Origin of the sequence: Pseudarthrobacter sp. L1SW (assembly GCF_020809045.1) — a bacterium.
Lineage (GTDB): Bacteria > Actinomycetota > Actinomycetes > Actinomycetales > Micrococcaceae > Arthrobacter.
Genome location: NZ_CP078079.1, coordinates 952,200 through 975,055, shown reverse-complemented (window position 1 = coordinate 975,055; position 22,856 = coordinate 952,200). Strand labels below are relative to the sequence as shown.

Here is a 22,856-nt window from a genome sequence, read left to right as displayed (position 1 = left end):
AGAGGCAGCGATGACCATCAAAATCAACCAGCCCAACTTCAGCAGGCGGGCGGCCCTGGCGGCAGCAGGAACCCTGGGCGCTCTCGGCATGACGGTGGCGGCCGGAACCGGAGCCACCGCGGTGCCGGGAACGAAGGCCCCCAAGCCCACGCTCGCGTTCCGCCCGGACGGCCGGTTCAAGGTAATCCAGTTCAACGACACGCAGGACGACGAGCAGACCGACCGCCGCACCATCGAGCTCATGGACCGCACCCTGGATGCCGAGAAGCCGGACTTCGTGGTGATCAACGGGGACGTGATCAACGGCGGCTGCGACACGGAGCTGGAGGTCAAGCAGGCCCTGAACCACGTGGTCCGGCCGATGGAAACCCGGCAGATCCCGTGGGCCGTCACGTTCGGCAACCACGATGAGGACTCGGTGGCCCGGACCGGCATGACCGAGGCCAAGATGCTGCAGTTCCTGCAGAGCTACCCGTTCAACGTCAACGGCGACTCGACAGACGGCCTCACCGGCACATCCAACTCGCTGCTGCTGGTGCAGTCCTCAAAATCCAAGGACCCCGCCTTCGGCCTCTGGCTCATCGACACCGGCCGCTACGCCCCGGACACCATCAACGGGCAGGACTTCGAGGGCTACCCGGACTGGGACTGGGTACGCATGGACCAGGTGGCCTGGTACCGCAATCTCTCCATCGCCACCGAGCAGAAGTACGGCAAGAAGATCCCGTCCCTGATGTGGGGACACATCGCCCTGCACGAGCACCGCAGCATGTGGTTCGCCAGCATCGATTCGCGGACGGACGCGGACCACCAGCGTGCGGTGGCAAAGCACGGCATCGTGGGCGAACGGAACGAGGACGAGTGCCCCGGCCCCTTCAACTCAGGGCTGTTCAACGCCTTCCTGGAACGCGGGGACGTCCGCGGCTACTTTGTGGGCCACGACCATGTCAACACCTACGTGGGCAACTACTACGGCGTGGAGCTCGGCTACGCGCCCGGGACGGGCTTCGGCGCCTACGGGCTGCCGGGCGCCGACAGGAACCGGCTCCGCGGCGCACGCGTCTTCGAGCTGGATGAGAACCACGCGGGGATCTACAAGGAGACCCGCCTGGTGTTCGCCAAGGACCTGGGCATCGACCTGACCGCAAACGACCAGCCGATCACTCCCCTGCCCCTGGATCCCGCGCAACTCTAGGCGCTACCTCCGGATCTCCGCCAGCCGCAGCCGGACCATCTCCTCCACCACTTCCTCGGGGACGGGATGGTCCGGCGTGAACCGGACAGTCCCCTTGGACAGCGAGAAGCCCGCCAGTTTGGGCGCGACGGCGTCCACCACCTCGGGCGAGAACGGAAAGATGGACAGGTGCTTGGCAGCCGCCACCACTCCGATGAGCGGCTTGCCGTCCACCTTCAGCGCGGGCATCCCGTAGCTGCGGCCTTGGTCGGCCTCCGGGACCACGCGCCACGCCGTCGCGATGACGCGCTGCAGGCAGCCGCGCTCCGGTTCACCCATGGCGGCAAGGGAATCGTCAACGTCACCCATGCGGCCAGTGTAGACCCGCAGCACGCACGACGACGGGGCCCGGCGGGCATCGCCGTCGTACCTTCCGGACGGGGCGGCAGCACGCCTCAGGACTTAGCGGCGCGGATCGCCTTCCGGACGGCGGCACCCGCCGCGCTGACCAGGGGCACCAGGCACACCAGCGCCACTACGGTGTTGGGCCGGAACGCCACCTGCCCGCCCACGTTCCGGTAGACGCCGAGCGGCAGCACCATCCCGCCTCCCCCGCCGCCGGACGCACCCTCCTGCCCGGCTTCCCAGCCGCCACCGAACCCGAAGGACACCAGTGCGACGGGAATGACCTCTTCCCCGCCCAGCTGGATTGGGGAACCGTAGGCCCTGGAGACGCCGATGTTCTTGAATGTTTCCACCAGGGACGCAAAAGTATCAGCCATGGCTCCAACGATAGGAGCGTTGCCCGGCCAGTAACAGACCCGTCAGGAGTTCAAGGATGAGCTACCAGAAGGATCCCCGCGTTGACCACTACATCGGCGCACTCCCGCCTTGGCAGCAGCAGATCTGCCTGAAGGTGCGGGACCTGGCCCATGCTGCCGATCCTGCCGTGGAGGAGACCATCAAGCGCACAGTCCAGCCGTACTTCGTGCTGCAGGGCAACATCTGCGCGCTGCTCGCCGCGAAGGACCATGTCAATGTGTTCCTGTACGATGGCGGCCTGGCCCCGGACCCGCACAACATCATCACGGGCGGCCACGGCAACAAGACGGGCAGGATGATTTCCTACTATGAGGGCGACCCCATCAATGAGGAGGCCCTGGTGGAGATGTTCCGGGCCATCATCGAAACCAACCGCGCGGGTGGCTGGCGGAAGATCAAGGGGAGCCAGTAGGCCGCTTCCGCATCAAGAGCTTGCGTGGCGGTCATGCCGGCCGTGCGGCGGCCTGGGCGGGCCGGACCATCCGGATTTCGGGCACTTCCTCCCAGTCGGGTGGAAGCAGGCCGCGCTTGCCGTCAGGCAGGAAGCCATGCCGGCGGTAGAAGGCCTGTGCCCGCACATTGTCCTCCAGCACCCATAGGTACGCCGGGGACTCCCCGACCGCGGCACGCAGCAGGGCCGTCCCCAGCCCCGTGCCTTGCGCGCGGCCGAGGACGTAGATCGAGTACAGCTCCAGGGGTACTGGGCTGTCCTCGTCGCGGCCGGGGCCGGCGTCGGCGAGTCCCACAACCTCGTTGTTGGCGTCCACGGCGATGATCCGCGGGTCAGCGACGTCCAGGTATGTACGACGACGGTCCACCCGTTCCGGGATTGCCTTCCGGCGGGCGGCGAAAAAGGCCGGGGACAGCAGGTGCGGGTAGCACTCCTCGTGGGCGAGCGTGTGCATCAGCACCACAGCTTCGGCATCTTCCGGAGTGGCCCGGCGAAGAACATAGTCCATGCCACAGCCTAACCAGGCGTGCCGTCAGCAGGTGCTGTCCAAGGCCTTGGTGGCCATGTCCTCAAACGCGGTGCTGTCCCGTGTTTTCCCGGGAACCAGGGGCTCCGCGGAGTGCGCCACCCCCAGGGCAAGCTGCCGGGTGCCGTCGGCGCTGGTCATCGCGAGCGATTCATAGCCCGGCGTCCCGCCAAGATGGCCATAGTAAAAGTCGCCCGTACAGCTGTCCTGCCACTTGAAGAGCCCGAGCCCAAAAGGCTCAGCATCGGAGCCGCGCATCTCTTCCACCGACGCGGGGTTCACCAGCCTGCCCTGCATGAGGGCCGAGAAGAACGTGTTCACGTCGTGGACGGTGGAGATCATGCCGCCGGATGCCGAGCCGGCATGGAAGCCCGCGTTGGCACCGTCCATCGTTTCGCCGTCGACCACCGCATACCCGTGGACCATGCCGGAAGGCGCGGCGGCGGAACCGGCCAGCACGGTGTCATCCATTCCCAGCGGTTCCGTAACGTGGCTCCTCAGCACTTCTGACAGGCTCCGCCCGGTCAGCCGTTCGATGATCAGACCCAGTGCCACATAGTTCGAGCTGGAGTATTCAAACCCGGAACCTGGAGGTTTTTCCCACTGCTCCGTGCCCGCCAGCGCCAGCCTTTGCTCACCGGTGATGGGGGCAGCAAAAACCTGCTTCAAGGGACCTGAACGGCTCAACGGCCCTTCGAACTCCGGCATGCCGGAAGTATGGTTCAGCAGCATCCGCACTGAGACCGGCTGCGGCGGCTTCATCACCTCCTGGAACCCGGGAAGGTAATCATCCACCAGCCCGTCAAGCTGCAGCCGTTCCTCTTCCACCAGCGTCAGCACTGCCGCCGCCACCATCGGCTTGGTGACGCTGGCAATGTGGAATGCGCCGTCTGGCTCCGCCGGTTGCCTGGTTTCCTGGTCCTTCACCCCATGTGCCTCGGACCAGGTTTCCCCGCCGGCACGGGCTTGAACCAGGACGGCGGAGGCGCCGGTGGCAAGCCGGTCCTGAAGGTATTGCTCCACATCGCTTTTCAGCTGGCTCAGACGGGACGCGGGCGCGGGCGGCGGCTCGGGAGCGGCGGAACAGCCACCGACACCCAGGAGGACTGCAGCGCCAAGCGCCGTGATGCACCAAGAAAAACGTTCTATCCGCTTCATGCCTGCCACCAACCTGAACCCCCAGGCCAAACCTGCAGGTTAGATGCTCCTCGCCGTGGTGACCGACGTCAACCACCCACAGCCTTGCGGTGCGCCACCCACCGCAGCATACTTATTAGCAGGACTAATTAGCACTGCTAAGCATTTTCAGGAGGCGCAACGCGAGCGTGACCACCACCAAGAACGAGAGCACCACAGCCGAACAAATCGCCCCCGACACCCTTGCCATCGACCTCCGTACCGCCGTGATGCGCACCTCGCGGCGGCTCCGGGTCGAGGCAACCGGCGATGCCATTACGCCGGGGCAGTACACGGTCCTGGCGTTGCTCAACGGCAGCGGACCCAGTACCCTCCGCGAACTGGCCAAAAGCGAGCACGTTCAGGCCCCGTCCATGACCCGGATCGTCAACGCCCTCGCCGAGATGGGCTTCGTCTCCAGGGCGGCAAACCCCGACGACGGCCGCCAGGTCCACATCAACATCACCGACGCCGGCCGGGTCGTCCTTGAAGAGGCCCGGAACCAGCGGACCGCATGGCTTGCCCAGAGAGTGGCGGGGCTGAGCGAGGAAGACCGGCTGGTCCTGAGCCGGGCGGCACACATCATGCAGGAGATGAGCGGCAGATGAGCGCCATGTTCCGCGCGCTGGAAAACCGCAACTACCGGATCTGGGCCAGCGGCGCGCTGGTGTCCAACATCGGCACCTGGATGCAGCGGGTGGCCCAGGACTGGCTGGTCCTGACCGTCCTCACCAACTACTCCGGCGCCGCAGTCGGCATCACCACCGGCCTGCAGTTCCTGCCCATGCTGTTGCTCGGCCCGTACGGCGGAGTGCTGGCGGACCGCTACCGCAAACGGGTGATCCTGCTGTGGACGCAGGTGGCCATGGGTGCGACCGGGCTGGCGCTCGGGCTCCTGGTGGTCACCGGCACCGCACAACTCTGGCACGCCTATGTGGCCGCGCTCTGCCTTGGGATAGCCAGCGCCATCGATGCACCGTCCCGCCAGGCCTTTGTGTCCGAACTCGTGGGGCAGGACAACATCTCCAACGCCGTTGCGCTGAACTCCGCGTCCTTCAACACGGCCCGGCTCACCGGCCCTGCCATCGCCGGAGTACTGATCGCCTGGGTGGGCACGGGACCGGTCTTCCTTCTGAACGCCGCCAGCTTCGCCGCCGTCATCATCTCCCTCTTCCGGATCCGGACCTCTGAGCTCACCCCCGCGGCACGGCCAACACGGAGCAAACACCAGGTGGCGGAAGGTGTCCGCTATGTGCGCAACCGTCCGGACCTGGTGCTGATCATGGTCCTGGTGGGCATCCTGGGGGCGTTCGGAATGAACTTTCCCATCATCAACGCGCTGATGGCCACCACTGAGTTCGGCGCCGGCCCGGGCGAGTTCGGGCTTCTTGGTTCGATCATGGCGGTGGGCACCCTGGCCGGGGCCCTGCTTGCGGCACGCAGGGCCGGGCCGCGGCTGCGGTTCCTGCTGGGCGGTGCGCTGGGACTCGGTGCCTTTACCCTCCTGGGGAGCGTGTCGCCGTCGTTCTGGCTGTACGCTGCCGTCCTGGTCCCGATCGGACTGGCGTCCATCACGTTCCTGAACAGCTGCAACACCAGCATCCAGCTCTCCGTGGAGCCGCAATTCCGCGGGCGCGTGCTGGCGCTGTACCTGGCGGTCCTCCAGGGCGGCACCGCCGTCGGTGCGCCGCTGATGGGCTGGATCGGATCGGAGTTCGGTGCCCGCTGGGCCGTGGCCTCCGGCGGTGCCATCGTGCTGCTGGCCGCTGTCTCCGGCGTGGTCGTGGTCAGCAGGAGGAGCAGCCTGGGTTTCCGCGACCATCTGCGGACTGTCTTCCGCAGGAAGCGCCAGCCCGCCCTGTGAAATATGGGACTGAAGCCCGGCAGTAACGGCGCAGTAACGCCGGGCGTGTTTAATGCCCGTGTATGCACCTACCCTGCGGAAGTTGGGCTCTCCCCGGCGGAGATCCCCGCACCCAAGCCAAGGCTGGAAGTTCGGCAAACAGAGATAGTGATGGTGCGAGATGCACTCCTACAGCCGCCGCCACCCGATCGCCCTTGTCTGGTCGCTGATCCTGTCGCTGCTTCTCTCTGCCTGCATGGCAACGGACGACCGCAGTGACCCTCCTGCCAGCAGCCCCGCCGCGTCTGGCCGGAGCGGGCAGGACGCATCGCCATCGGACCGCCCGGCCGAAGAAGCGGCGGCCGAGGCCAGCCAAGGATCGGACGGATCCCGCGGCTCTGCCGGTTCAGACGCAGAGGGTACAGGCTCCGGTTCCGGCAGCGGCTCTGACAGCGGGCGAAGCCGGCCGCAAGGCCCGGGCCCGGCACCCGCCCCACAGCCGCTGCCCGCGCCACGCCAGCCGCAAGGGCCTGGTCCGGCGCAGCCACCCGGACCGCCCGCCCCCAACCAGCCGCCTGCCCCGCCGGCCGCCCCTCCGGCCCCAGGCCAACCGCCCGCGCAGCCACCCGGACCGCCCGCCCCTGCCCAGCCGCCCGCACCCGAGACCGTGGTGCTCGACTGGCTGCCGATAGGACCGGTAGGACGGGGAGATCCAATTTGGTACGTGCGCTTGAAGGACTTGAACTGCGCGTCGATTCCTGGCTTCGACCAGCCCTTCAATACCGTGGAAGAAGCAGCGAGGGCCCTCTGCCTGGGCTTGAAGGGTGACCAGGCTGCCTGGGATGCGGGCATTTCTGCCCTGTCGATATCCCCGCCTGACTGCTGGTCTGAAGCCGCGCAGCAGATCCTCAGCAATATCGCCGCCGTCCGGATTCAAAAGCCGAACGCAATCGTGGAACTTGCCCCCAGGCCCGGAACCGCCTGCGTGCCGGAACTCAAAGCCGTGCAGGACGAGGCGGGCGACAGCCAGCCCTTCCAGGTCTGCGTCGGAGATGTGATCATCCTGGACGGGAACGTGACCGGCCTCCCCGCCGGTACTGTCCGTTCGGTTAACGTTGGCTCCACCACGGCACTGGTCAGCCAGCGCCAGAGCTTCACGGACACCAACTTCCCGTTTGAGTTCTACTTCCTGGCACCGCCACTGGATGAAGTGCAATCCACTACGGCCGAGGTCAGCATTGCCGATTCAGACTGGCAAGTGCAAGGGTCCGCTTCCTTCGAGTACGCCGCGGACCAGGGTACGTGCCCGCAGGCGCCGGGCGCCGCACCATGACCGGCGCCGTACCGTGACGGAGGCGGAGGCTGGCGGGGACGGGCGTTCCTCGTGGTCCCGCGCCGTCGGAGTCATTTCCGCCATTGGGCCGCCGGTCACGGTTGCCACGGCGCTGCTGTTCTACTTCGGCTGGGCACGCGCCGACGCGCAGGCGGCTTACATGGGCCTCAATGTCAGCCTCTTCGGGTACACGGTGCAGGACTACCTGCTCATCAGCATCAACGCCCTCTTCCTGCCGCTGGTCTGCATCCTTGCTGCCAGCGTTGCCTGGCTGGCGCTGGACCGCTTGCTGCGCCGACGGATCGAGGAGGGCCGGGGCCGCGCTGTCATCCTCCGGGCCGCCGGAATCGGTGCACTGGTCAGTGGGCTTGTGGTCGGCGTCAGCCTGGTGCTGGCAGTGGTGGACCGCACCCGGACGGCACTCTTCTCGCCGTACTTGATGGCCTTGGGCGTACTGGCGGCTACCTGGTGCGTCCACCTACGCCGCCTGGGCCGGGACGGCAAGCTGCCATCCCTCAGCGCCGAACAGCGGGCGGTGGAAACCACGCTGATCCTGAGCATCGTGACGCTGCTGCTGTTCTGGGGCACCGCCGACTATGCCCAGGCGCTGGGCCGGCGGCTGGCAGTGGACTACGAACGGGGTGTCCAGTTCATGCCCCGGGCGGAGGTGTACTCGCCCAAGCCGCTGGGCATCGGCTCCGGCGCTGTCACCGAAGTGAAGGTGGGCAACGGGGACGCCCCGCTCTACCGGTACGACGGTCTGCGCCTGCTGGTGCTGAGCGGCGGACGCTTCTTCTTCCTGCACGACGGCTGGACGCCGCGGGACGGGACGGTCATCGTCCTCCCGGACGACAACTCCGTCCGCATCGAATTCCGGAGATAGCGTGCCCTAGTGCGAAGCCCCGCCCAGCACCACGTTGACCGGCTCTTGACCCTCGAGCATCAGCCCGATCTGCTGCTTCACCAGCCGGACCATCCGCGGGAACATCGCCGAGCTTGCTCCGCCAACATGCGGGGTAATGAGGACCCCGGGCGAGGTCCACAGCGGATGGTCCGCGGGAAGCGGCTCGGGGTCCGTCACGTCCAGCGCGGCGCGCAGACGGCCCGACGACGTCTCCGCCAGCAGCGCATCCGTGTCCGCCACCGGCCCGCGGGCCACGTTCACCAGCAGCGCCCCGTCAGGCATCGCGGCAAGGAACTTTGCGTCCACCAGCTGCTTCGTCTGCTCGCTGAGTGGCACGCTGACCACCACGATCTCGTGCAGGGGCAGCTGCTCATACAGCGAATCGATTCCGAAGATTTTCCCGCCCGCGTCCTCCCGTTCGCGGCTCGCCATCCGGGTCACCTGCGTTTCGAACGGCAGGAGCCGGGCCTCGATGGCCTTGCCCACTCCCCCGTAGCCCACCAGCAGCACCCGGCGGTCAGCGAGGCTGGGCCGCTGGCTGTTGTCCCAGGTCCCGGTGGCCTGGTTCCTGGCGAAGTCAGCCATGCCGCGCTGGCTGGCGATCATCATTCCCAGGGCGAGTTCCGCCGTCGACGTTTCATGCACCCCTGCCGCGTTGGCGAAAACGCAACCGGCGGGCAAAACCTCCGCCACGCCGTCGTACCCGATGGACTGGCTCTGGACGAGTCCGATCTCCACGGACTCCAGCGCCGCCAGCACCTCAGGCCCGCGCATGTACGGCGGCACCACGATGTCCAGCCGGCCGGCGGGGGCAGGACCGGAAAAGTCCCACACAAAGAATTCGACGCCGGCAGCCGGCTCGAGTGCATCCACCAGTTTCTGGTCGGGCAGTGAAACCCGCAGCGGCGCGGTCATGCCGCCACCACAAGCTTGACGTCCGCCGCACGCAGGGCCGATTGGATTTCCCGCGGCGGGGGCGCGTCCGTGACCAATACGTCAGCAGCGTCGAAGGCCGCCAGCCGGGCCAGCGCGTACCGCAGCATCTTCTGGTGTGTTGCCACCACTACCACCTGTTCCGCAGAGTTCATGAGTGCGATCTTAGTAGCGCGTTCAACGTCGCGCTCAATGTAAAACGCCTCGTCATGGATTCCGCTCACGCCAATGAACGCGGTCTTGGCGCGCAGTCCGGCCGCAGCGCTGACCGTCATGGGACCGTTGAACGCCTGGCTGTCCAGCAGCAGTTCACCGCCAAGGCAGATGGTCCGCGCCGAGGTCAGCTGCAGGCAGCGCTGGATGGCCGGAGCCGAATGGGTGATGATGGTGCCCGTAAAGGTGGAGGGCAGTTCCTGCGCGATCTGGTAAGTGGTGGTGCCGGCGTCCAGGATGATGGCATCCCGCTCGCCCACCATGGACACGCAGGCCCGGGCCACCCTCAGCTTGCCGTCTGCATCCTCCCGGACACGGGCCGCGAAGTCCGCATTCTGCCCGTGCCCCTGAACGGCGCTGACCCCGCCATGGACCACCCGGACCAGCCCCAGCTTGGACAGCACCCTGGTGTCCCGGCGCACTGTCATGTCCGAGACGGCGAAGGTTTCCGCCAGATCGGTGGTGGAAATGAACCCGCGCCGGCCCAGCTCGTCCAGGATGGTGCGCTGGCGTGGCGTCAGCGGCGCCTCTTCACGTGCGGTGCTCATATCCCCTTCTTTCTGCCCCACCCGCCGCACCCCCGCCCGGCGCAGTGTTGCAATTCCAACACCAACTTACCTAGTGACGTACCCCGGCACCGGCATTCGTAAGCTCCACGGGGCGTCCTTCAACGATGGAACGCTCGGCCGCGAGGCCCATCCGCACCGACTGCAAACCGTCCGCAACCGTCACTTCCACCGGCCCCTCGCCAAGGATGGCCTTCCGGAAGCCAAGGTGCTCGTAGTAAGTGGAACCGTGGTGGGCGCCCGCGGCAAGCACTGCCTCATCCACCGGAACCTCGTGCTTCTCCGGGCCCAGCGGCGAGCGCGGGCTGAATTCCACGGTGGCCTCGGCCTCGTCCCCGGGGATCCAGTGGTTGGCTGCCACCGGGATCAGCGTCTCGATCTTGGCGGCGTCACCCACAATGGAAATCCGCTCCTGGAACTTGGACCCTTCCGCGAACATGGACAGCTCCAGCATGGCGCGGCGGCCGCCCTTGAAGTCCACGATCACGTAGGCGTTGTCGATCATGTCCGACACCCGGCCGTTGTAGACCTCGTCCATGTGGTTCACGTCATGGCCGCCGCTGGCGTAGACGCGGACCGGCTCGTCCTGCAGGATCAGCCGCATCAGGTCGAAGAAGTGGCAGCACTTCTCCACCAGGGTTCCGCCGGTCCGCTCCGCAAAGCGGTTCCAGGAGTCCACCTTGTGGAGGAACGGGAACCGGTGTTCCACGATGGACAGCATGTAGACGTTCCCGAGCTTGCCGTTGTGCGCAGCCTGGATGACTTCCTGGACCGGCGGCATGTAGCGGTATTCCATGGCAACCCAGACAGGTGCCGGGTAGTCCGCCGCCAGCGCCTCGAGTTCATCCGCCTGCTCTGCGGTGGTGCACACCGGCTTCTCCACCAGCACAGGGAGGTTGGCGCCGCTGGCGAAAATGTCCTTCAGGATGCCCAGGTGCGTGTCGTTGGGGCTGGCGATCACCAGTGCGTCCACCAGGCCGGCGGCCAGCAGCTCCTGGTGGGAAGGGAAAGCCTGCACTTCGTAGCCGATCTCCGCCGCGGTCTCCTCAAGGGATGACGGCGTGGGATCGGACACTGCGGTGATCCGGCTGCCCGGGATCAGGGCGAGGTTCCGGACGTGTTCGCGGGCCATGTGGCCTGCCCCGATGAGGCCGTATCGGATAGTCCGGACGGTTTCCGCAGAAGGCAATGACATGTGCTGCTCCGTTTCTCTACGTTGAGTATTTGGGGGGATCGTGGCGTTGCATCCCAAACAGAACTATACCGAAAGTGTTGTTATTCCAACATAGCGTGTGTATATTTCTTCAGTACCAGCCGGAACTACAACGAGGTGAACGTGCCCCAACCGTCAACCGGAACCCTGCTCTTCGTAGGATGCGCCACGCTTGACTCCATCGCCCTGGTGGAGGATTACCCCGCCGCGGACAGCCGCACCGTCGCTTCGGACTTCGCGACGGCGGGCGGCGGCCCTGCAGCCACGGCGGCCGTGGCAGCAGCGCGGGCAGGAGCCAGCACCGCCTTCGCAGGTGTCCTTGGCACCGACGAGGAAGGCGACCGCATCATCAGCGGCCTGCAGGCCGAGGGCGTGGATACGTCCGCGGTGGTCCGGGACGCCGGCGTGAAAACCGGCGCCAGCGTGATCGTGGTCAGCAAGGCATCGGAAAGCCGGGCCATTGTCACCCGCCCTGTCCCGCCGGTCAGCTTTCCCGCCGGCAGCCGCTTCCATGAGCTGGTGGAATCTGCAGCCTGGGTCCATGTGGACCATCTGGGCTGGAACGCCGTCGCGTCCCTCCCGGACTTCAACCCCCGCACGATGAACATCAGCGTGGACGCCGGCAATCCCATCCCCGCCTTCACCCCCCGGGGAATCGCCCTCTACGTGCCCACCATCGAGCGGCTCCGCGCAGAGTACGGCGGGGACCTCTCCCCCGCGGCGCTGCTGCAGAAAGCAGTCGACGACGGCGCCTCCGCCGTCGTCGCCACCGCCGGCTCCGACGGTGCCTGGGTCAAGGACGGCACCGCCGATGCCGTGCACGTCCCGGCAACACCCGCCACCATCGTCTCCACCCTCGGCGCCGGCGACGTGTACCACGGCGCCATCCTCGCCGCCGTCGCAGCCGGCCTCCCCCTCGTGGAAGCTGCCGTCTTCGCCGGCCGTACCGCCTCCGCCTCCTGCGAAGGCCTGGACGGCCGCTCCGCCATCCCGCACCAGGCCATCACGCCTGCCCTTACCTAACGAACCTGCACACCAAACCTCCCAGCTGAAAGAAGCAGCCCATGAGCCCCACCGATCTCTCACCCCTCCAGCGCCCCTCCGGCGCCTTCGCGATGCTCGCCGTGGACCAGCGCGAAGCCATGCGCAACATGTTCGCCGAGCACACGGACCAGCCCGTCACGGACCAGGACCTGCGCAACTTCAAGCTTGAGGCCGCCCGGATCCTTACCCCGTACGCCTCCGGCATCCTCATCGACCGGCAGTTCGCCCTGGACCAGGCCATCGAAGCCGGCGTGGTGGACTCGAACTGCGGGCTCATCGCTTCGGCCGACCACTTCGAACCGGCACACGGCGAACTGGTGGGTGAGGTGACCATCGACCGCCTGGTGGACCCGCACAAATACAAGGCACTGGGCGTGAAGGCCCTGAAGCTCCTGGTCCTGTACCGCCCGGACGAGCCAGCCGAAGGCCGGGTGGAGATGGTCCGCGAATTCGTGGAAAGCTGCCGGTCCGCCGGGCTGATCAGCATCATCGAACCCGTCTCCCGCAAGCCCCTGGCCGGCGGCGACTTTGACTGGAACGCCGGTATCCTGGCAGCCGCCAAGGAACTCGGCAGCCTCGGTGCCGACCTCTACAAGGCCGAAGTCCCCTTCCACGGCCAGGCGCCGGAAGCGGAGGTCCGCGCGGCCTGCGCCGAGCTCACCAACGCCATTGACGGGCCCTGGGTTGTCCTCTCCTCCGGCGTCCCCGAGGACGTTTTCCCGGATGCCGTGCGGTGGGCCTGCCTGGAAGGCGCCAGCGGCTTCCTCTCCGGCCGCGCCGTCTGGGCCTCCTGCATCGGTACGCCCGACGTCGTCGAATCCCTGTCCTCTGACGCCGTCCGGCGGCTGCAGCGCCTCTGCGCCGTTGTGGACGACGTCGTCTCCGCCCAACGGACCAACGCATAAGCATTCCTGGGAGCCACACCGCCGTGACCGTGGCATCCCCTTTCCGCAGTCAAAACCAAGGCATAGCAAACACTCAACGAGGAGATTATTGTGAGTCAGATTTCACGCAGGCAGGCCATCGCAATCCTGGGCGCCCTGGGCTTCGGAGCCACCGCGGCAGCATGTGCCGGCCCCGGCGGTTCCACCGCGCCCGGCGGCGCCACCGGCCCTGCTGCACCCTCCAGCGGAGCCGTCACCGGGAAGGTGTCCTTTGCCCACTGGCGCGGCGAGGACAAGGCGGTGTTCGATGAACTGATCAAGCGCTTCGCCGCGATGCACAGCGGCGTGGAGGTTGCCCAGGACATTTCCACGTCCAACGACTACAACGCCCAGGCCCTGCAGAAACTGCGCGGCGGCTCCATCGGCGACGCGTTTGCCACCTTCCGCGGCGCCCAGTTCAAGAACTTCACCGACGCCGGCATCTACACCGAACTCAAGGACAGCAAGGCTGTTGGCAACTACCAGGACGGCCTGCTCTCGGCCGGCAAGTCCGGGGAGAGCCAGCTGGGCCTGCCGTACCAGGTGGTGTTCCCCATGCCCATGGCCAACGTGGACCTCTTCGACAAGGCCGGCGCCGAGCTTGCACCCAAGGACTGGGACTCCTTCCTGGCCATGTGCGAAAAGCTCGCCTCCTCGGGAGTAATCCCCCTCTCCTGGCCCGGCGGCGACGTTGGCAACGGCGGGCAGCTGTTCAACTGCATGATCTCCAACAACGCGCCCGTGGACGACATGTGCGCCCAGATTGAACAGGGCAAGCTGAAGGTCACCGACGACTGGTTCATCAAGATGCTCAACCAGTACAAGGACCTGGTCCCGTACCTGCAGCCCAACGCCACCGGCACGGCCGTGGAACCTGCGCAGAACCTGTTCTCGCAGGGGAAGGCGGCCATGCTGGCCACCGGTTCGTACCACATCGCCGCAGTGCGGGGCCTGGGCGCCCAGTTCCCCATCGAGCTGGTGTTCCCGAACACCTCGGACGGCAACGGAAAGTACGAGGGTGTCTACAACGCCACGTTCATCCTGGGCGTTAACTCCGCCAGCAAGAACCAGGCCGCCGCAGCCGCGTGGATCGACTTCCTCTCCGAGCCGGAGAACGCCGCCTACTACGCCAACCAGACAGCGCAGCACGTGGCCGTAAAGGACGTGGACTACACCAACCCGGATCTCAAGCGGTTGAGCCCGTGGCTGGATAAGAAGACGGCCCTCGCGGCACGGTTCCAGTTCATGAACCTGGACGTCCGCAACGCCGTGGAAGCCAGCGCCACCGCCGTCATCTCCGGCACCAGCCCGGAGCAGGCAGCAGAGGCCGCCCAGAAGATTGTTGACGAACGGCTATGAGCATCCATCCGGGGACGGCGCCCACGCGGAAGGCGCCGGACAGCCGGACGGAAACTGACTCCGTGAAAAAGCGCCGCCGCTCGCCCACCCGGGTGAATCCGGCACTGTACCTCTTCCCGCTCCCCGCGGTTGCCGTCATCGCCTTCTTCCTGGTGATGCCCACCCTGCAGGCATTCCAGTACGCCGTGACGGACTGGAACGGGTTCTCGGCGGCGTTCAACTACGTTGGCCTGGACAACTTCATCCGGGCCTTCACCAGCGACTCGCTCTTCACCAACGCCCTGACCAACAACCTGAAGTTCGTGCTGCTGGTGGTTATCGCGCAGACGCTGTTCTCGCTGATCCTGGCGCTGCTGCTGACCAAGAACTCCCGGGGCAGCGTCCTGCTCCGGGCCCTGTTCTTTTTCCCCACCATCCTGTCCTCGGTGTCCGTGGCCTTCATCTGGAAGTTCATCTACGATCCCAACTTCGGGCTGGCGAACACCGTCCTGGACACCGTCGGCCTGGATGCCCTCCAGGGCTCGTATCTCGGAAACAACGCCCAGGCCCTGTACTGGGTGGCCGTGACGCAGGTGTGGTTCCACGCCGGACAGATGATGGTGGTGTACATCGCCGGCCTGCAGGCCATCCCCAAGGAACTGTACGAGGCAGCGGAGATGGACGGCGCCAACAGGTGGCAGCAGTTCAAGTCCATCACCTGGCCGTTCGTCGCGCCGGCAACGTCCATTGTGGTGGCGTACACCACGGTGCAGTCGTTCAAGGCCTTCGACCTGATCCTGGGCATCGCGGGCAACCCGCCCAAGCAGTCCCTGGACATCCTCTCCACCCGCATCTACAGCACCTTTGCCAACTCGGAGTTCGGCTACGCCGCCGCCCAGTCGATCATCTTCATGGCGATGATCGCCCTGGTCACCTGGCTGCAGCGCCGGCTGCTCCGCCTCACCCCGAAGGGGGAATGACAGCATGCTCGCGTCAATAACCCGCCGCGGAATCCTCGCGATCTACGCGGTCATCATCATCGTTCCGCTGACCGTGGTGGGGTTCGGCAGCTTCAAGTCCACGCAGGAACTGTTTGCCGGGCCGTTCAGCCTGCCGCAGTCCCTCTCCCCCGCCAACTACGCCGAGGTAATCGGCGGCCAGGACCTTGGCTCGTCCTTCATGAACAGCGTGATTGTCACCGCCATCTCGGTGCCGCTCACCCTGTTCCTGGCCAGCCTTGCCGGTTACGCCGTCTCCCGGCTCCGTGGCTTCATGTCCTGGGCCATCTTCGGCTTCCTGGTGCTGGGCATGGCCATCCCGGCGCAGGCCAACATGGTGCCGCTGTATGTCCTCTTCGGACGGCTGGGGCTGCTGGACAGCCTGGCCGGCCTGGTGGTGGCGAACCTCGTGTCCACGCTGCCCATCGCCGTGTTCATCCTGGGCGGGTTCATGCGGACCCTGCCCAAGGAACTCTACGAGGCGTCCTCGATTGACGGGACGGGGCCCTGGCGGACCTACGTTTCCATCGCCCTGCCGCTGTCCGCGCCGTCCATCGCCGCGGCCGCCATCTTCCTCTTCGTCATCCACTGGAACGAACTGCTGTACCCGCTGTTGTTCATCCAGTCTCCCGGCAACCGCACCCTGCCGCTGGCACTGCTCAGCTTCCAGGGCGAGTTCCAGACCGACTACCCGCTGCTCTTCGCCGGCGTCATCATGGCCTCCCTGCCCGTGGTGGTTGCCTACGTCTTCCTGCAGCGCTACTTCGTGGCCGGCATCACCGCAGGCGCCAGCAAGGGATGAGGATGATCACGACGGCGGCCCTCCCCCGCCCGGCCGTGCCCACCCCCTCCCAGCCCAACGAAAGGCACCCTTCATGAACCTCAAATCAGCCCGCCACCTTGTCAACGGCACCTGGCACGCCGCCGGAACCGCCAAGGACGTGACTGATCCCGGCAACGGCAGCACCGTGGGCGAGGTGGCCTGGGGCACCGGCGACGATGCCACCAAGGCCGCCGACGCCGCGGCACAGGCCTTCGGTTCCTGGTCGCGCAGCACGGTCCGCAACCGGGCCGATTTGCTCCGCAACGCCGCCGACCTCCTGGCAGAACGCCGCGAGGAGCTCGCCCACACCCTGGCGCTCGAGGCAGGCAAACGGCTCCCCGAAGCACAGGGGGAAGTGGACTTCTCGGCCGAGTACTTCCGCTGGTTCGCGGAGGAAGCGCGCCGCGCCACGGGCACCGTCAGCCCGCCCGAACTCCACGGCCGCCGCCACATCAGCACGCGCAAGCCCATCGGCGTGGCCCTCAGCCTCACGCCCTGGAACTTCCCGGTTTCCATCCAGGCCCGGAAGCTCGCCGCGATGCTGGCCGCCGGCTGCACCGTGGTGGGCCGGGTGTCCGAGAAGGCCCCGCTTGCTGCCACCGGACTGTTCGAGGTCCTGCACGATGCCGGGTTCCCCGCCGGCGTGGTGAACCTGGTCCATGGTCCCTCCCGGGAAATCACCGCAGCCCTGATGTCCCACCCGGCGGTCAGGGCCGTCAGCTTCACCGGCTCCACGGGCGTTGGCCGGCAGATCATGGCCTCCGCTTCCGAACGGGTGGTCCGGCCGCTGCTGGAGCTGGGCGGAAACGCGCCCTTCATCGTCTTCGAGGACGCGGACCTGGATGCCGCCGTGGAGGGCGCCGTCCTCGGCCGGCTCCGCAACGCCGGACAGTCCTGCGTGGCAGCCAACCGCTTCCTGGTCCAGGACAGCATCGCGGAGGAGTTCGCGCAGAGGCTGGGCGCGCGCTTCGACGCGCTAAGCATCGGGCACGGCGTTCCCGACGGCGGGGCACCGGTTCCGGACCTCGGTCCCGTCATCGACGCGGAACGGGTGTCAGCGGTCCAGGCCCTGATCGACGACGCGCTTGACCGGGGCGCCCGCCGCGTCACCCAGCGCACCGACGTCCCCGGCCAGGGCTCCTTCCTGGCACCCACCCTGCTGGCGGACGTCCCCGATGACGCACCCCTGGTGACGGAGGAGGTCTTCGGCCCTGCGGCCGGCGTCGTGACCTTCTCCTCGGAGGAGGAAGCCATCCGGAAAGCCAACGCCACGGAGATGGGCCTTGCCGCCTACGTGTGGAGCAGCAGCCCGAAGCGTGGCTGGGACATTCCCGAGCAGCTCGAGGCCGGCATCGTGGGCGTCAACGATCCACTGCCCTCCGTGGCCTTCGCGCCCATGGGCGGCGCCAAGCAGTCAGGGCTGGGCCGGGAGGGATCAAGCCTGGGCCTCGAAGAGTTCGAGGAGGTCCAGTACGTGGCCTGGAGGCCCTAGGTGCTGACCACCGGGCTTGTGCTGGGCGCCGTGGTGATGGGAGCCGGGATGCAGCGCATCACCGGAATGGGCTTCGCCCTGGTGGCCGCCCCCTTCCTGGTCCTGCTCCTGGGCCCGGTGGAAGGCGTGGTGCTGGTGAACGTGTGCGGCGCCGTGACGGCGGGGGCCATCATCTTCCGGGTGGTCCGGGACATCGACTGGAAGCGGTACCTGCTGCTCTCGGCGTCGGCCCTGCTTGGCATCATCCCCGCGGCGTTCCTGATCCGCCTCATCCCGGCGGCGGTCCTGGAGATCGGCATCGGGGTGATCCTCGCCGTCGGGCTGACGGTCCTGCTGGTCCTCAAGTCCGCCACCCTCCCACCTCGCCGGCGCTATCTCTTCACGGCCGGCGGCCTGAGCGGGTTCATGAACACGGCGGCCGGAGTGGGTGGCCCGGCGGTCAGCATGTACTCCATCGCCACCCGGTGGCAGCACAAGTCCTTCGCGGCCACCATGCAGCCCTACTTTTTCACCATCGGGGCGTTCTCGCTGATCTCCAAAGCCTTGACCGCGCCCGCCACATTTCCCGCGCTTCCGTGGGGAATGTGGCTGGCCGTGGGCGTGGCCTGCCTGGGCGGGCTGGTGCTGGGCGACGTCGCCTCGAAGTACGTCCCCGCCCGCGCCGCCCAGATACTGCTGATCATCCTGGCCTACCTGGGGTCGGCCGCCACCATCATCCGCGGCGTCATCGACGCCGCCGGGTAACCCCAACAACTTCGCTTGCGCTTGTAACAGAGAGAGGAAACAAAATGACGTGGCTGAACAGTGCCGCACATGCCCGTTGGCTCGAGGCGGAAACCGACCGGCTGGTCAACTTCGCCGCGGCAGCCAAGGTCCCTACCGGATTCGGCTGGCTCGACAACTACGGCAAGGTGTTCGCCGACAAGCCCACCCATCTCTGGATCACCGCCCGGATGGTCCACAGCTTTTCCGTCGCCGCCCTCATGGGACGGCCGGGTGCCGCAACACTCGTGGACCACGGCATCGCGGCACTCAACGGGGTCCTCCACGATAAGGAGTTCGGCGGCTGGTACGCCGAAGTCAACGAAAACGGGCCGGTGAATGACACCAAGTCCGGCTACCAGCACTCGTTCGTGCTCCTCGCAGCCGCGAGTGCCGTTGCGGCCGGGCGTCCCGGAGCCCGGGAACTGCTGGACGAGGCCCTGCGGATAGCCGACACGAAATTCTGGGACCACGAGGCCAACATGTGCTTCGACTCATGGAACCGGGAGTTCACCGAAACCGAGCCATACCGGGGCGGCAACGCCAGCATGCACTCGGTGGAGGCCTACCTCATCGTCGCCGACGTGACCGGGGAGAACCGCTGGCTGGAACGCGCCCTGCACATCGCCGAGGTGCTGATCCACAACTTCGCCCGGAACAACAACTACCGGGTGTTCGAGCACTTCGACCCGGAGTGGAACCCCATGCCGGAGTACAACACCGATGACCGGGCCAGCCAGTTCCGTGCCTACGGCGGAACCCCCGGACACTGGGTTGAGTGGGCCCGCCTGCTCCTCCACCTCCGCGCAGGGCTGGAGGCCCGCGGACTGGACGTTCCTGCCTGGCTGCTGGAAGACGCGCGGGGACTGTTCGACGCCGCCATCCGCGATGCGTGGGAGCCGGACGGCCATCCGGGATTTGTCTACACGGTGGACTGGGAAGGGAAGCCGGTTGTGACCACCCGAATCCGCTGGGTTCCCGCCGAGGCAATCGGGGGCGCAGCAGCCCTCTACATTGCCACCGGCGAAAAGAAGTACGCGGACTGGTATGAGCGGATCTGGGACCACGCCCGTGACTGGTTCATCGACTACGAGCACGGATCCTGGAAGCAGGAACTCGACGAAAACGGCAATGTCACCTCCACCGTGTGGTCCGGCAAGGCGGACATCTACCACCTGTGGCACTGCCTGGTGGTGCCGCGCCTTCCGCTGGCCCCCGGCCTGGCGCCAGCCGTCGCTGCAGGCCTGCTCGACGCACGCCTTCTCGGCACCACGCAAGGCACGAGCCTGTGACCCGCTGATTCCGCATCAGGTTCCCCACCCGCGCTGCCTGCTCCACGCCGTCGGCCGAACTCCCGCCCAAACCCCTCACGAAAGGACAGCCATGCCTGCCATCACCTCCGAAGAAACAGTCCTGCGCATCTCCGCCAACGATGCCGAACCACTGAACCTGCGCCTCGACGCCGGCGCGCCTGTGGCGGTGCGGATCGACGTGCAGGGCACCTGCACCTGCCGGGGCGGCGCGTCCGTTCGGCCGGGCTCCTACACGGACACCGACTTCGGTAAGCGATAACCGGCCCCGCACTGCCGGCAGCGGGAGTCGCCGGGGAGGGAGGGGCGGGACGACGTGTCACATCTGTGACAGACCCTTCGATCCTGTAAATTTAAGGGAGGAATTGTCCGGCCAGCGAGCCGCGTTCCACCCCTCCCCCTTGAATGGATCCTTCCCCCATGTCTTCCGCCATTCCCGCGCCGGAACCTGCCCGCTTCCCGTATGCCGCGATGGTGGTCCTGGCCACCATCGCCTTCACGGCCATCACCACCGAGCTCCTGCCGTCCGGGCTGCTGCCTCAGATCAGCACCGCCCTGAACGTGTCCGAGCCGGTGGCCGGCTACCTGGCCGCGGCCTATGCCGCCGTCATTGTGGTGACGGTGGTCCCGGCCGCCCGGCTCCTGGGGAAGATTCCCCGGCACGCGCTGCTGGTGGGGCTCGTCCTGACGTTCGCCGCCAGCAACGCCATGGTGGGACTCGCGCCGGACTTCACCGCCGCCATGATCGCCCGGCTGGTGGGCGGCCTGGCGCACGGCCTGCTCTGGACCACCATGGCCCCGTTCGTCACCAGGGTGGTTCCGGCGGACAAGGTGGGCAAAGCCCTGGCCATTGTCTTCAGCGGCAACAGCCTGGGCCTGGCCATCGGCGCACCCGTGGGCACGGCGTTGGGCGGGTTCCTCGGCTGGCGTTCGGCGTTCCTGGTGCTGGCGGGGTTCGGGCTGGTCCTGACGGTGCTGGCGTTCTTCCTGCTGCCGCGGGTGCAGCGCATTTCCGACGCCGTCCGCCCCTCACTGCGCAAGGCCATCGCCCAGCCCGGGGTGAAGTCGGTGGCCGTCGCCTGGCCGCTGCTGGTCCTGGCCCACTTCGCGCTGTTCACCTACATCGCGCCGTTCATCCGCGAGGCCGGTTTCCCGGACTACGCCATCAGCCTCTCACTCACCGTCCTGGGCGGCTCCGGGCTGCTGGGCATCTGGATCGCGGGCCTCACCGTGGACTCCAAGCCCCGGCGTTCACTGCTGATGACGACGACGGCGATCGCCCTTTCCATGTTCTTCCTCCCCCTCGCCGCGGGCAACTTCGCCGTGGCCCTGGTCCTGATGACGGTCTGGGGTGCGGGGCTCGGCGCAATCGGCATCTACAACCAGTCCGCCATCCTGCGGGCAGGAGGCGAGTTCCAGGAAGCCGCGAACGGACTGACGGTGCTGACCATCCAGCTGGGCATTACCGTGGGCGCCCTCTACGGTTCCGCGGCGCTGGTGGTGGGCGGCCCGCTGCTGGTGCCCGTGGCCGCGGCGCTGCCGGTGGTGGCAGCCTGGATCATCACGCTTGCCGGGAAGAAGCACGCATACCCGCCCGGACCGCGCGAACGGGTGTGGCTGGAACCGCGTCCGGTGGGGCGGCAGGCGGAGCTGCCCGTGCCGGAAAAGGTGGAGGACCCCGCCTAGGGCCAAGCTTTCCCTGTTAACCTCCCCTCCAACTCCCTGCACCCAGCGCGCAACCTGCCCCTCCTAGCGTTGACGGGTCACCGGCGGAACCGCCGGCCCCGTCATCCAGGAGGAACCATCACATGCGCAAAGTCCTGACGTCCGCGGCAGCCGCCGCCCTCATCGCCGCCGCGTGCGCCTCGGCGGGCCCCGCCGTCGCCGCCCCGGACACCGATGCCGGCATGCCGTCGTCGAACGCTGCCGGAACCGCCACCTCAGCCCTGAAGGTGAACGAGCGCAACGGCTCTTTCGACCTGCAGTCCCACCGCGGCGGCCGCGGCGAATGGACCGAGGAGTCCCTCGCAGCGTTCACGAACTCCCTGGCGCTCGGCGTGACCACCCTGGAACTGGACACCCACCTGACCCAGGACGGAAAGGTGATCGTCTGGCACGACGACACCATCCAGGCCGCCAAGTGCATCGACACCGCACCCGCCGCCGCCGGCGACCCCGAATTCCCCTACGCGGGCGACCGCGTGGCCGAGCTGTCCCTGGCCCAGGTCAAGACGCTCAACTGCGGCTACGCGCAGCTGGCCGGCTACCCGGAGCAGGACGTGATCGAGGGCAACCGGATCGCCGAGCTCAAGGACGTGTACCAGCTGGTCCGCGACGCAGGCGCCGAGAAGGTCCGCTTCAACGTGGAGACCAAGGTGGAGGCAAGCCAGGTCGGCGGCCCCGGGATGGAATCCCTCACCCGCGCCGTGGTGGCCGAGATCCAGGCTTCCGGCATGGCAGACCGCACCACCCTGCAGTCTTTCGACTGGTCCTCCCTGAACCTCACCAAGGACATCGCGCCCGAACTGACTCTGGTGGCCCTCTCCAGCGGCGACACCTGGATGGGCGTGGGCCAGCCCGGTGCCAGCCCCAACCTGGGCGGCGTCGACATCGACAACTACGGCGGCTCGCTCGCCAAGGCCGCAGCGGCCCAGGGGTATGACGTCATCTCCCCCACGTTCCGCTCCGTCACCCCTCAGATGATCGCCGAAGCCCACGAGCTGGGCCTGCCCGTCATCCCGTGGACCGTGAACACCACCGCGGACATGGAGCGCCTCATGGACCTGGGCGTGGATGGCATCATCACCGACTACCCCACCCGTCTGCGCACCATCATGGAGGAACGCGGCCTGAAGCTGCCCAAGGCCTACTCGCTTCAGGCCTAATTTCCGGATAATGGCCGACGGCGGCTGCCGCACTTCCGCGCAGGAGTCCGGCAGCCGCCGTCGTGCTGTGCACCACGCCCGGGGCTGGCGGCGGATTTCTGCCCCGGACGCGAACATTGGTAGAGGT

Annotated in this window: 24 protein-coding genes; 17 read left to right on the top strand and 7 right to left on the bottom strand. The window is 67.1% G+C overall.

Annotated elements, in window-relative coordinates:
- The first annotated feature begins 10 nt into the window (after window positions 1-10).
- Window positions 11-1,195, top strand: a complete 1,185-nt coding sequence (locus KTR40_RS04585) for a metallophosphoesterase family protein (protein WP_228405405.1) — start codon at window positions 11-13, stop codon at window positions 1,193-1,195.
- A gap of 3 nt (window positions 1,196-1,198) precedes the next feature.
- Here the strand turns inward: KTR40_RS04585 and KTR40_RS04580 are convergent, their stop codons facing one another.
- Complete coding sequence (locus KTR40_RS04580) at window positions 1,199-1,543, bottom strand: iron chaperone (protein WP_228405404.1); 345 nt, start codon at window positions 1,541-1,543, stop codon at window positions 1,199-1,201.
- Between the two features lie 86 nt (window positions 1,544-1,629).
- Window positions 1,630-1,956 carry a hypothetical protein gene (locus tag KTR40_RS04575; protein WP_139028266.1) on the bottom strand — a complete coding sequence of 109 codons (327 nt, stop codon included), beginning with the start codon at window positions 1,954-1,956 and terminating at the stop codon, window positions 1,630-1,632.
- Window positions 1,957-2,012: 56 nt separating this feature from the next.
- Here KTR40_RS04575 and KTR40_RS04570 point away from each other — a divergent pair, with 56 nt between their 5' ends.
- Window positions 2,013-2,408 carry a DUF1801 domain-containing protein gene (locus KTR40_RS04570; protein ID WP_228405403.1) on the top strand — a complete coding sequence of 132 codons (396 nt, stop codon included), beginning with the start codon at window positions 2,013-2,015 and terminating at the stop codon, window positions 2,406-2,408.
- A 31-nt stretch (window positions 2,409-2,439) separates the two neighbouring features.
- Here KTR40_RS04570 and KTR40_RS04565 read toward each other — a convergent pair whose 3' ends face one another.
- Both KTR40_RS04565 and KTR40_RS04560 read right to left on the bottom strand, forming a co-directional pair.
- Window positions 2,440-2,955 carry a GNAT family N-acetyltransferase gene (locus tag KTR40_RS04565; protein WP_228405402.1) on the bottom strand — a complete coding sequence of 172 codons (516 nt, stop codon included), beginning with the start codon at window positions 2,953-2,955 and terminating at the stop codon, window positions 2,440-2,442.
- Window positions 2,956-2,979: 24 nt separating this feature from the next.
- Complete coding sequence (locus KTR40_RS04560; RefSeq protein WP_228405401.1) at window positions 2,980-3,996, bottom strand: serine hydrolase; 1,017 nt, start codon at window positions 3,994-3,996, stop codon at window positions 2,980-2,982.
- 302 nt (window positions 3,997-4,298) lie between these two features.
- On the opposite strand from KTR40_RS04560, the gene KTR40_RS04555 reads away from it, so the two are divergent.
- The 4 genes from KTR40_RS04555 (at window position 4,299) to KTR40_RS04540 (ending at window position 8,208) form a co-directional block, all read left to right on the top strand.
- Window positions 4,299-4,757 carry a MarR family winged helix-turn-helix transcriptional regulator gene (locus KTR40_RS04555; RefSeq protein WP_228405400.1) on the top strand — a complete coding sequence of 153 codons (459 nt, stop codon included), beginning with the start codon at window positions 4,299-4,301 and terminating at the stop codon, window positions 4,755-4,757.
- Complete coding sequence (locus KTR40_RS04550) at window positions 4,754-6,013, top strand: MFS transporter (RefSeq protein ID WP_139028261.1); 1,260 nt, start codon at window positions 4,754-4,756, stop codon at window positions 6,011-6,013. Before KTR40_RS04555 ends, KTR40_RS04550 begins: the two co-directional genes overlap by 4 nt.
- Before the next feature lie 709 nt (window positions 6,014-6,722).
- Complete coding sequence (locus KTR40_RS04545; RefSeq protein ID WP_228405399.1) at window positions 6,723-7,325, top strand: hypothetical protein; 603 nt, start codon at window positions 6,723-6,725, stop codon at window positions 7,323-7,325.
- A 13-nt stretch (window positions 7,326-7,338) separates the two neighbouring features.
- Window positions 7,339-8,208: a hypothetical protein gene (locus KTR40_RS04540; RefSeq protein ID WP_228405398.1), complete on the top strand. Its 870-nt coding sequence runs from the start codon at window positions 7,339-7,341 to the stop codon at window positions 8,206-8,208.
- A 6-nt stretch (window positions 8,209-8,214) separates the two neighbouring features.
- Here the strand turns inward: KTR40_RS04540 and KTR40_RS04535 are convergent, their stop codons facing one another.
- From KTR40_RS04535 to KTR40_RS04525, 3 genes are all read right to left on the bottom strand, one after another.
- Window positions 8,215-9,144 (bottom strand): 2-hydroxyacid dehydrogenase, encoded by a 930-nt coding sequence (locus tag KTR40_RS04535; protein WP_228405397.1) that lies wholly within the window; start codon window positions 9,142-9,144, stop codon window positions 8,215-8,217.
- Window positions 9,141-9,923: a DeoR/GlpR family DNA-binding transcription regulator gene (locus tag KTR40_RS04530; RefSeq protein WP_139028257.1), complete on the bottom strand. Its 783-nt coding sequence runs from the start codon at window positions 9,921-9,923 to the stop codon at window positions 9,141-9,143. Before KTR40_RS04530 ends, KTR40_RS04535 begins: the two co-directional genes overlap by 4 nt.
- A 70-nt stretch (window positions 9,924-9,993) precedes the next feature.
- Window positions 9,994-11,136 carry a Gfo/Idh/MocA family protein gene (locus KTR40_RS04525; protein WP_228405396.1) on the bottom strand — a complete coding sequence of 381 codons (1,143 nt, stop codon included), beginning with the start codon at window positions 11,134-11,136 and terminating at the stop codon, window positions 9,994-9,996.
- Window positions 11,137-11,277: 141 nt separating this feature from the next.
- Between KTR40_RS04525 and KTR40_RS04520 the strand changes: the two genes are divergently transcribed.
- The 11 genes from KTR40_RS04520 to KTR40_RS04470 all read left to right on the top strand — a co-directional run bounded on the left by KTR40_RS04520 (window position 11,278) and on the right by KTR40_RS04470 (window position 22,729).
- Window positions 11,278-12,177 (top strand): carbohydrate kinase family protein, encoded by a 900-nt coding sequence (locus KTR40_RS04520; protein WP_228405395.1) that lies wholly within the window; start codon window positions 11,278-11,280, stop codon window positions 12,175-12,177.
- Window positions 12,178-12,218: 41 nt separating this feature from the next.
- The gene (locus KTR40_RS04515) at window positions 12,219-13,103 is read left to right on the top strand and encodes an aldolase (protein WP_139028254.1); all 885 of its coding nucleotides are present in this window, start codon (window positions 12,219-12,221) and stop codon (window positions 13,101-13,103) included.
- Window positions 13,104-13,193: 90 nt separating this feature from the next.
- The gene (locus tag KTR40_RS04510; protein WP_139028253.1) at window positions 13,194-14,480 is read left to right on the top strand and encodes an ABC transporter substrate-binding protein; all 1,287 of its coding nucleotides are present in this window, start codon (window positions 13,194-13,196) and stop codon (window positions 14,478-14,480) included.
- 62 nt (window positions 14,481-14,542) lie between these two features.
- Entirely contained in the window at window positions 14,543-15,439 is an 897-nt protein-coding gene (locus KTR40_RS04505) for a carbohydrate ABC transporter permease (RefSeq protein WP_228405394.1), read from the top strand.
- Between the two features lie 4 nt (window positions 15,440-15,443).
- Window positions 15,444-16,259: a carbohydrate ABC transporter permease gene (locus KTR40_RS04500; protein WP_013600069.1), complete on the top strand. Its 816-nt coding sequence runs from the start codon at window positions 15,444-15,446 to the stop codon at window positions 16,257-16,259.
- Window positions 16,260-16,332: 73 nt separating this feature from the next.
- Window positions 16,333-17,772, top strand: coding sequence for an NAD-dependent succinate-semialdehyde dehydrogenase (locus tag KTR40_RS04495; RefSeq protein WP_139028250.1), 1,440 nt, complete (start codon window positions 16,333-16,335; stop codon window positions 17,770-17,772).
- The gene (locus KTR40_RS04490) at window positions 17,773-18,516 is read left to right on the top strand and encodes a sulfite exporter TauE/SafE family protein (protein WP_139028249.1); all 744 of its coding nucleotides are present in this window, start codon (window positions 17,773-17,775) and stop codon (window positions 18,514-18,516) included.
- A gap of 44 nt (window positions 18,517-18,560) precedes the next feature.
- Window positions 18,561-19,826 (top strand): AGE family epimerase/isomerase, encoded by a 1,266-nt coding sequence (locus KTR40_RS04485; RefSeq protein WP_228405393.1) that lies wholly within the window; start codon window positions 18,561-18,563, stop codon window positions 19,824-19,826.
- 91 nt (window positions 19,827-19,917) lie between these two features.
- Window positions 19,918-20,106: a hypothetical protein gene (locus tag KTR40_RS04480; RefSeq protein WP_228405392.1), complete on the top strand. Its 189-nt coding sequence runs from the start codon at window positions 19,918-19,920 to the stop codon at window positions 20,104-20,106.
- Window positions 20,107-20,264: 158 nt separating this feature from the next.
- Complete coding sequence (locus tag KTR40_RS04475) at window positions 20,265-21,530, top strand: MFS transporter (RefSeq protein ID WP_139028246.1); 1,266 nt, start codon at window positions 20,265-20,267, stop codon at window positions 21,528-21,530.
- Window positions 21,531-21,652: 122 nt separating this feature from the next.
- A complete protein-coding gene (locus KTR40_RS04470) occupies window positions 21,653-22,729 on the top strand; it encodes a glycerophosphodiester phosphodiesterase family protein (RefSeq protein ID WP_228405391.1) in 1,077 nt (358 codons plus the stop codon).
- The last annotated feature ends 127 nt before the right edge of the window (window positions 22,730-22,856 follow it).

Excerpts from the sequence above, each read along its gene's own strand:
- KTR40_RS04565 (WP_228405402.1), bottom strand. The coding sequence starts at position 2,955 with ATGGACTATGTTCTTCGCCGGGCCACTCCGGAAGATGCCGAAGCTGTG.
- KTR40_RS04515 (WP_139028254.1), top strand. The coding sequence starts at position 12,219 with ATGAGCCCCACCGATCTCTCACCCCTCCAGCGCCCCTCCGGCGCCTTC.
- KTR40_RS04495 (WP_139028250.1), top strand. The coding sequence starts at position 16,333 with ATGAACCTCAAATCAGCCCGCCACCTTGTCAACGGCACCTGGCACGCC.
- KTR40_RS04585 (WP_228405405.1), top strand. The coding sequence starts at position 11 with ATGACCATCAAAATCAACCAGCCCAACTTCAGCAGGCGGGCGGCCCTG.
- KTR40_RS04530 (WP_139028257.1), bottom strand. The coding sequence starts at position 9,923 with ATGAGCACCGCACGTGAAGAGGCGCCGCTGACGCCACGCCAGCGCACC.
- KTR40_RS04480 (WP_228405392.1), top strand. The coding sequence starts at position 19,918 with ATGCCTGCCATCACCTCCGAAGAAACAGTCCTGCGCATCTCCGCCAAC.
- KTR40_RS04535 (WP_228405397.1), bottom strand. The coding sequence starts at position 9,144 with ATGACCGCGCCGCTGCGGGTTTCACTGCCCGACCAGAAACTGGTGGAT.
- KTR40_RS04485 (WP_228405393.1), top strand. The coding sequence starts at position 18,561 with ATGACGTGGCTGAACAGTGCCGCACATGCCCGTTGGCTCGAGGCGGAA.
- KTR40_RS04500 (WP_013600069.1), top strand. The coding sequence starts at position 15,444 with ATGCTCGCGTCAATAACCCGCCGCGGAATCCTCGCGATCTACGCGGTC.
- KTR40_RS04570 (WP_228405403.1), top strand. The coding sequence starts at position 2,013 with ATGAGCTACCAGAAGGATCCCCGCGTTGACCACTACATCGGCGCACTC.
- KTR40_RS04470 (WP_228405391.1), top strand. The coding sequence starts at position 21,653 with ATGCGCAAAGTCCTGACGTCCGCGGCAGCCGCCGCCCTCATCGCCGCC.
- KTR40_RS04580 (WP_228405404.1), bottom strand. The coding sequence starts at position 1,543 with ATGGGTGACGTTGACGATTCCCTTGCCGCCATGGGTGAACCGGAGCGC.
- KTR40_RS04550 (WP_139028261.1), top strand. The coding sequence starts at position 4,754 with ATGAGCGCCATGTTCCGCGCGCTGGAAAACCGCAACTACCGGATCTGG.
- KTR40_RS04475 (WP_139028246.1), top strand. The coding sequence starts at position 20,265 with ATGTCTTCCGCCATTCCCGCGCCGGAACCTGCCCGCTTCCCGTATGCC.
- KTR40_RS04575 (WP_139028266.1), bottom strand. The coding sequence starts at position 1,956 with ATGGCTGATACTTTTGCGTCCCTGGTGGAAACATTCAAGAACATCGGC.
- KTR40_RS04525 (WP_228405396.1), bottom strand. The coding sequence starts at position 11,136 with ATGTCATTGCCTTCTGCGGAAACCGTCCGGACTATCCGATACGGCCTC.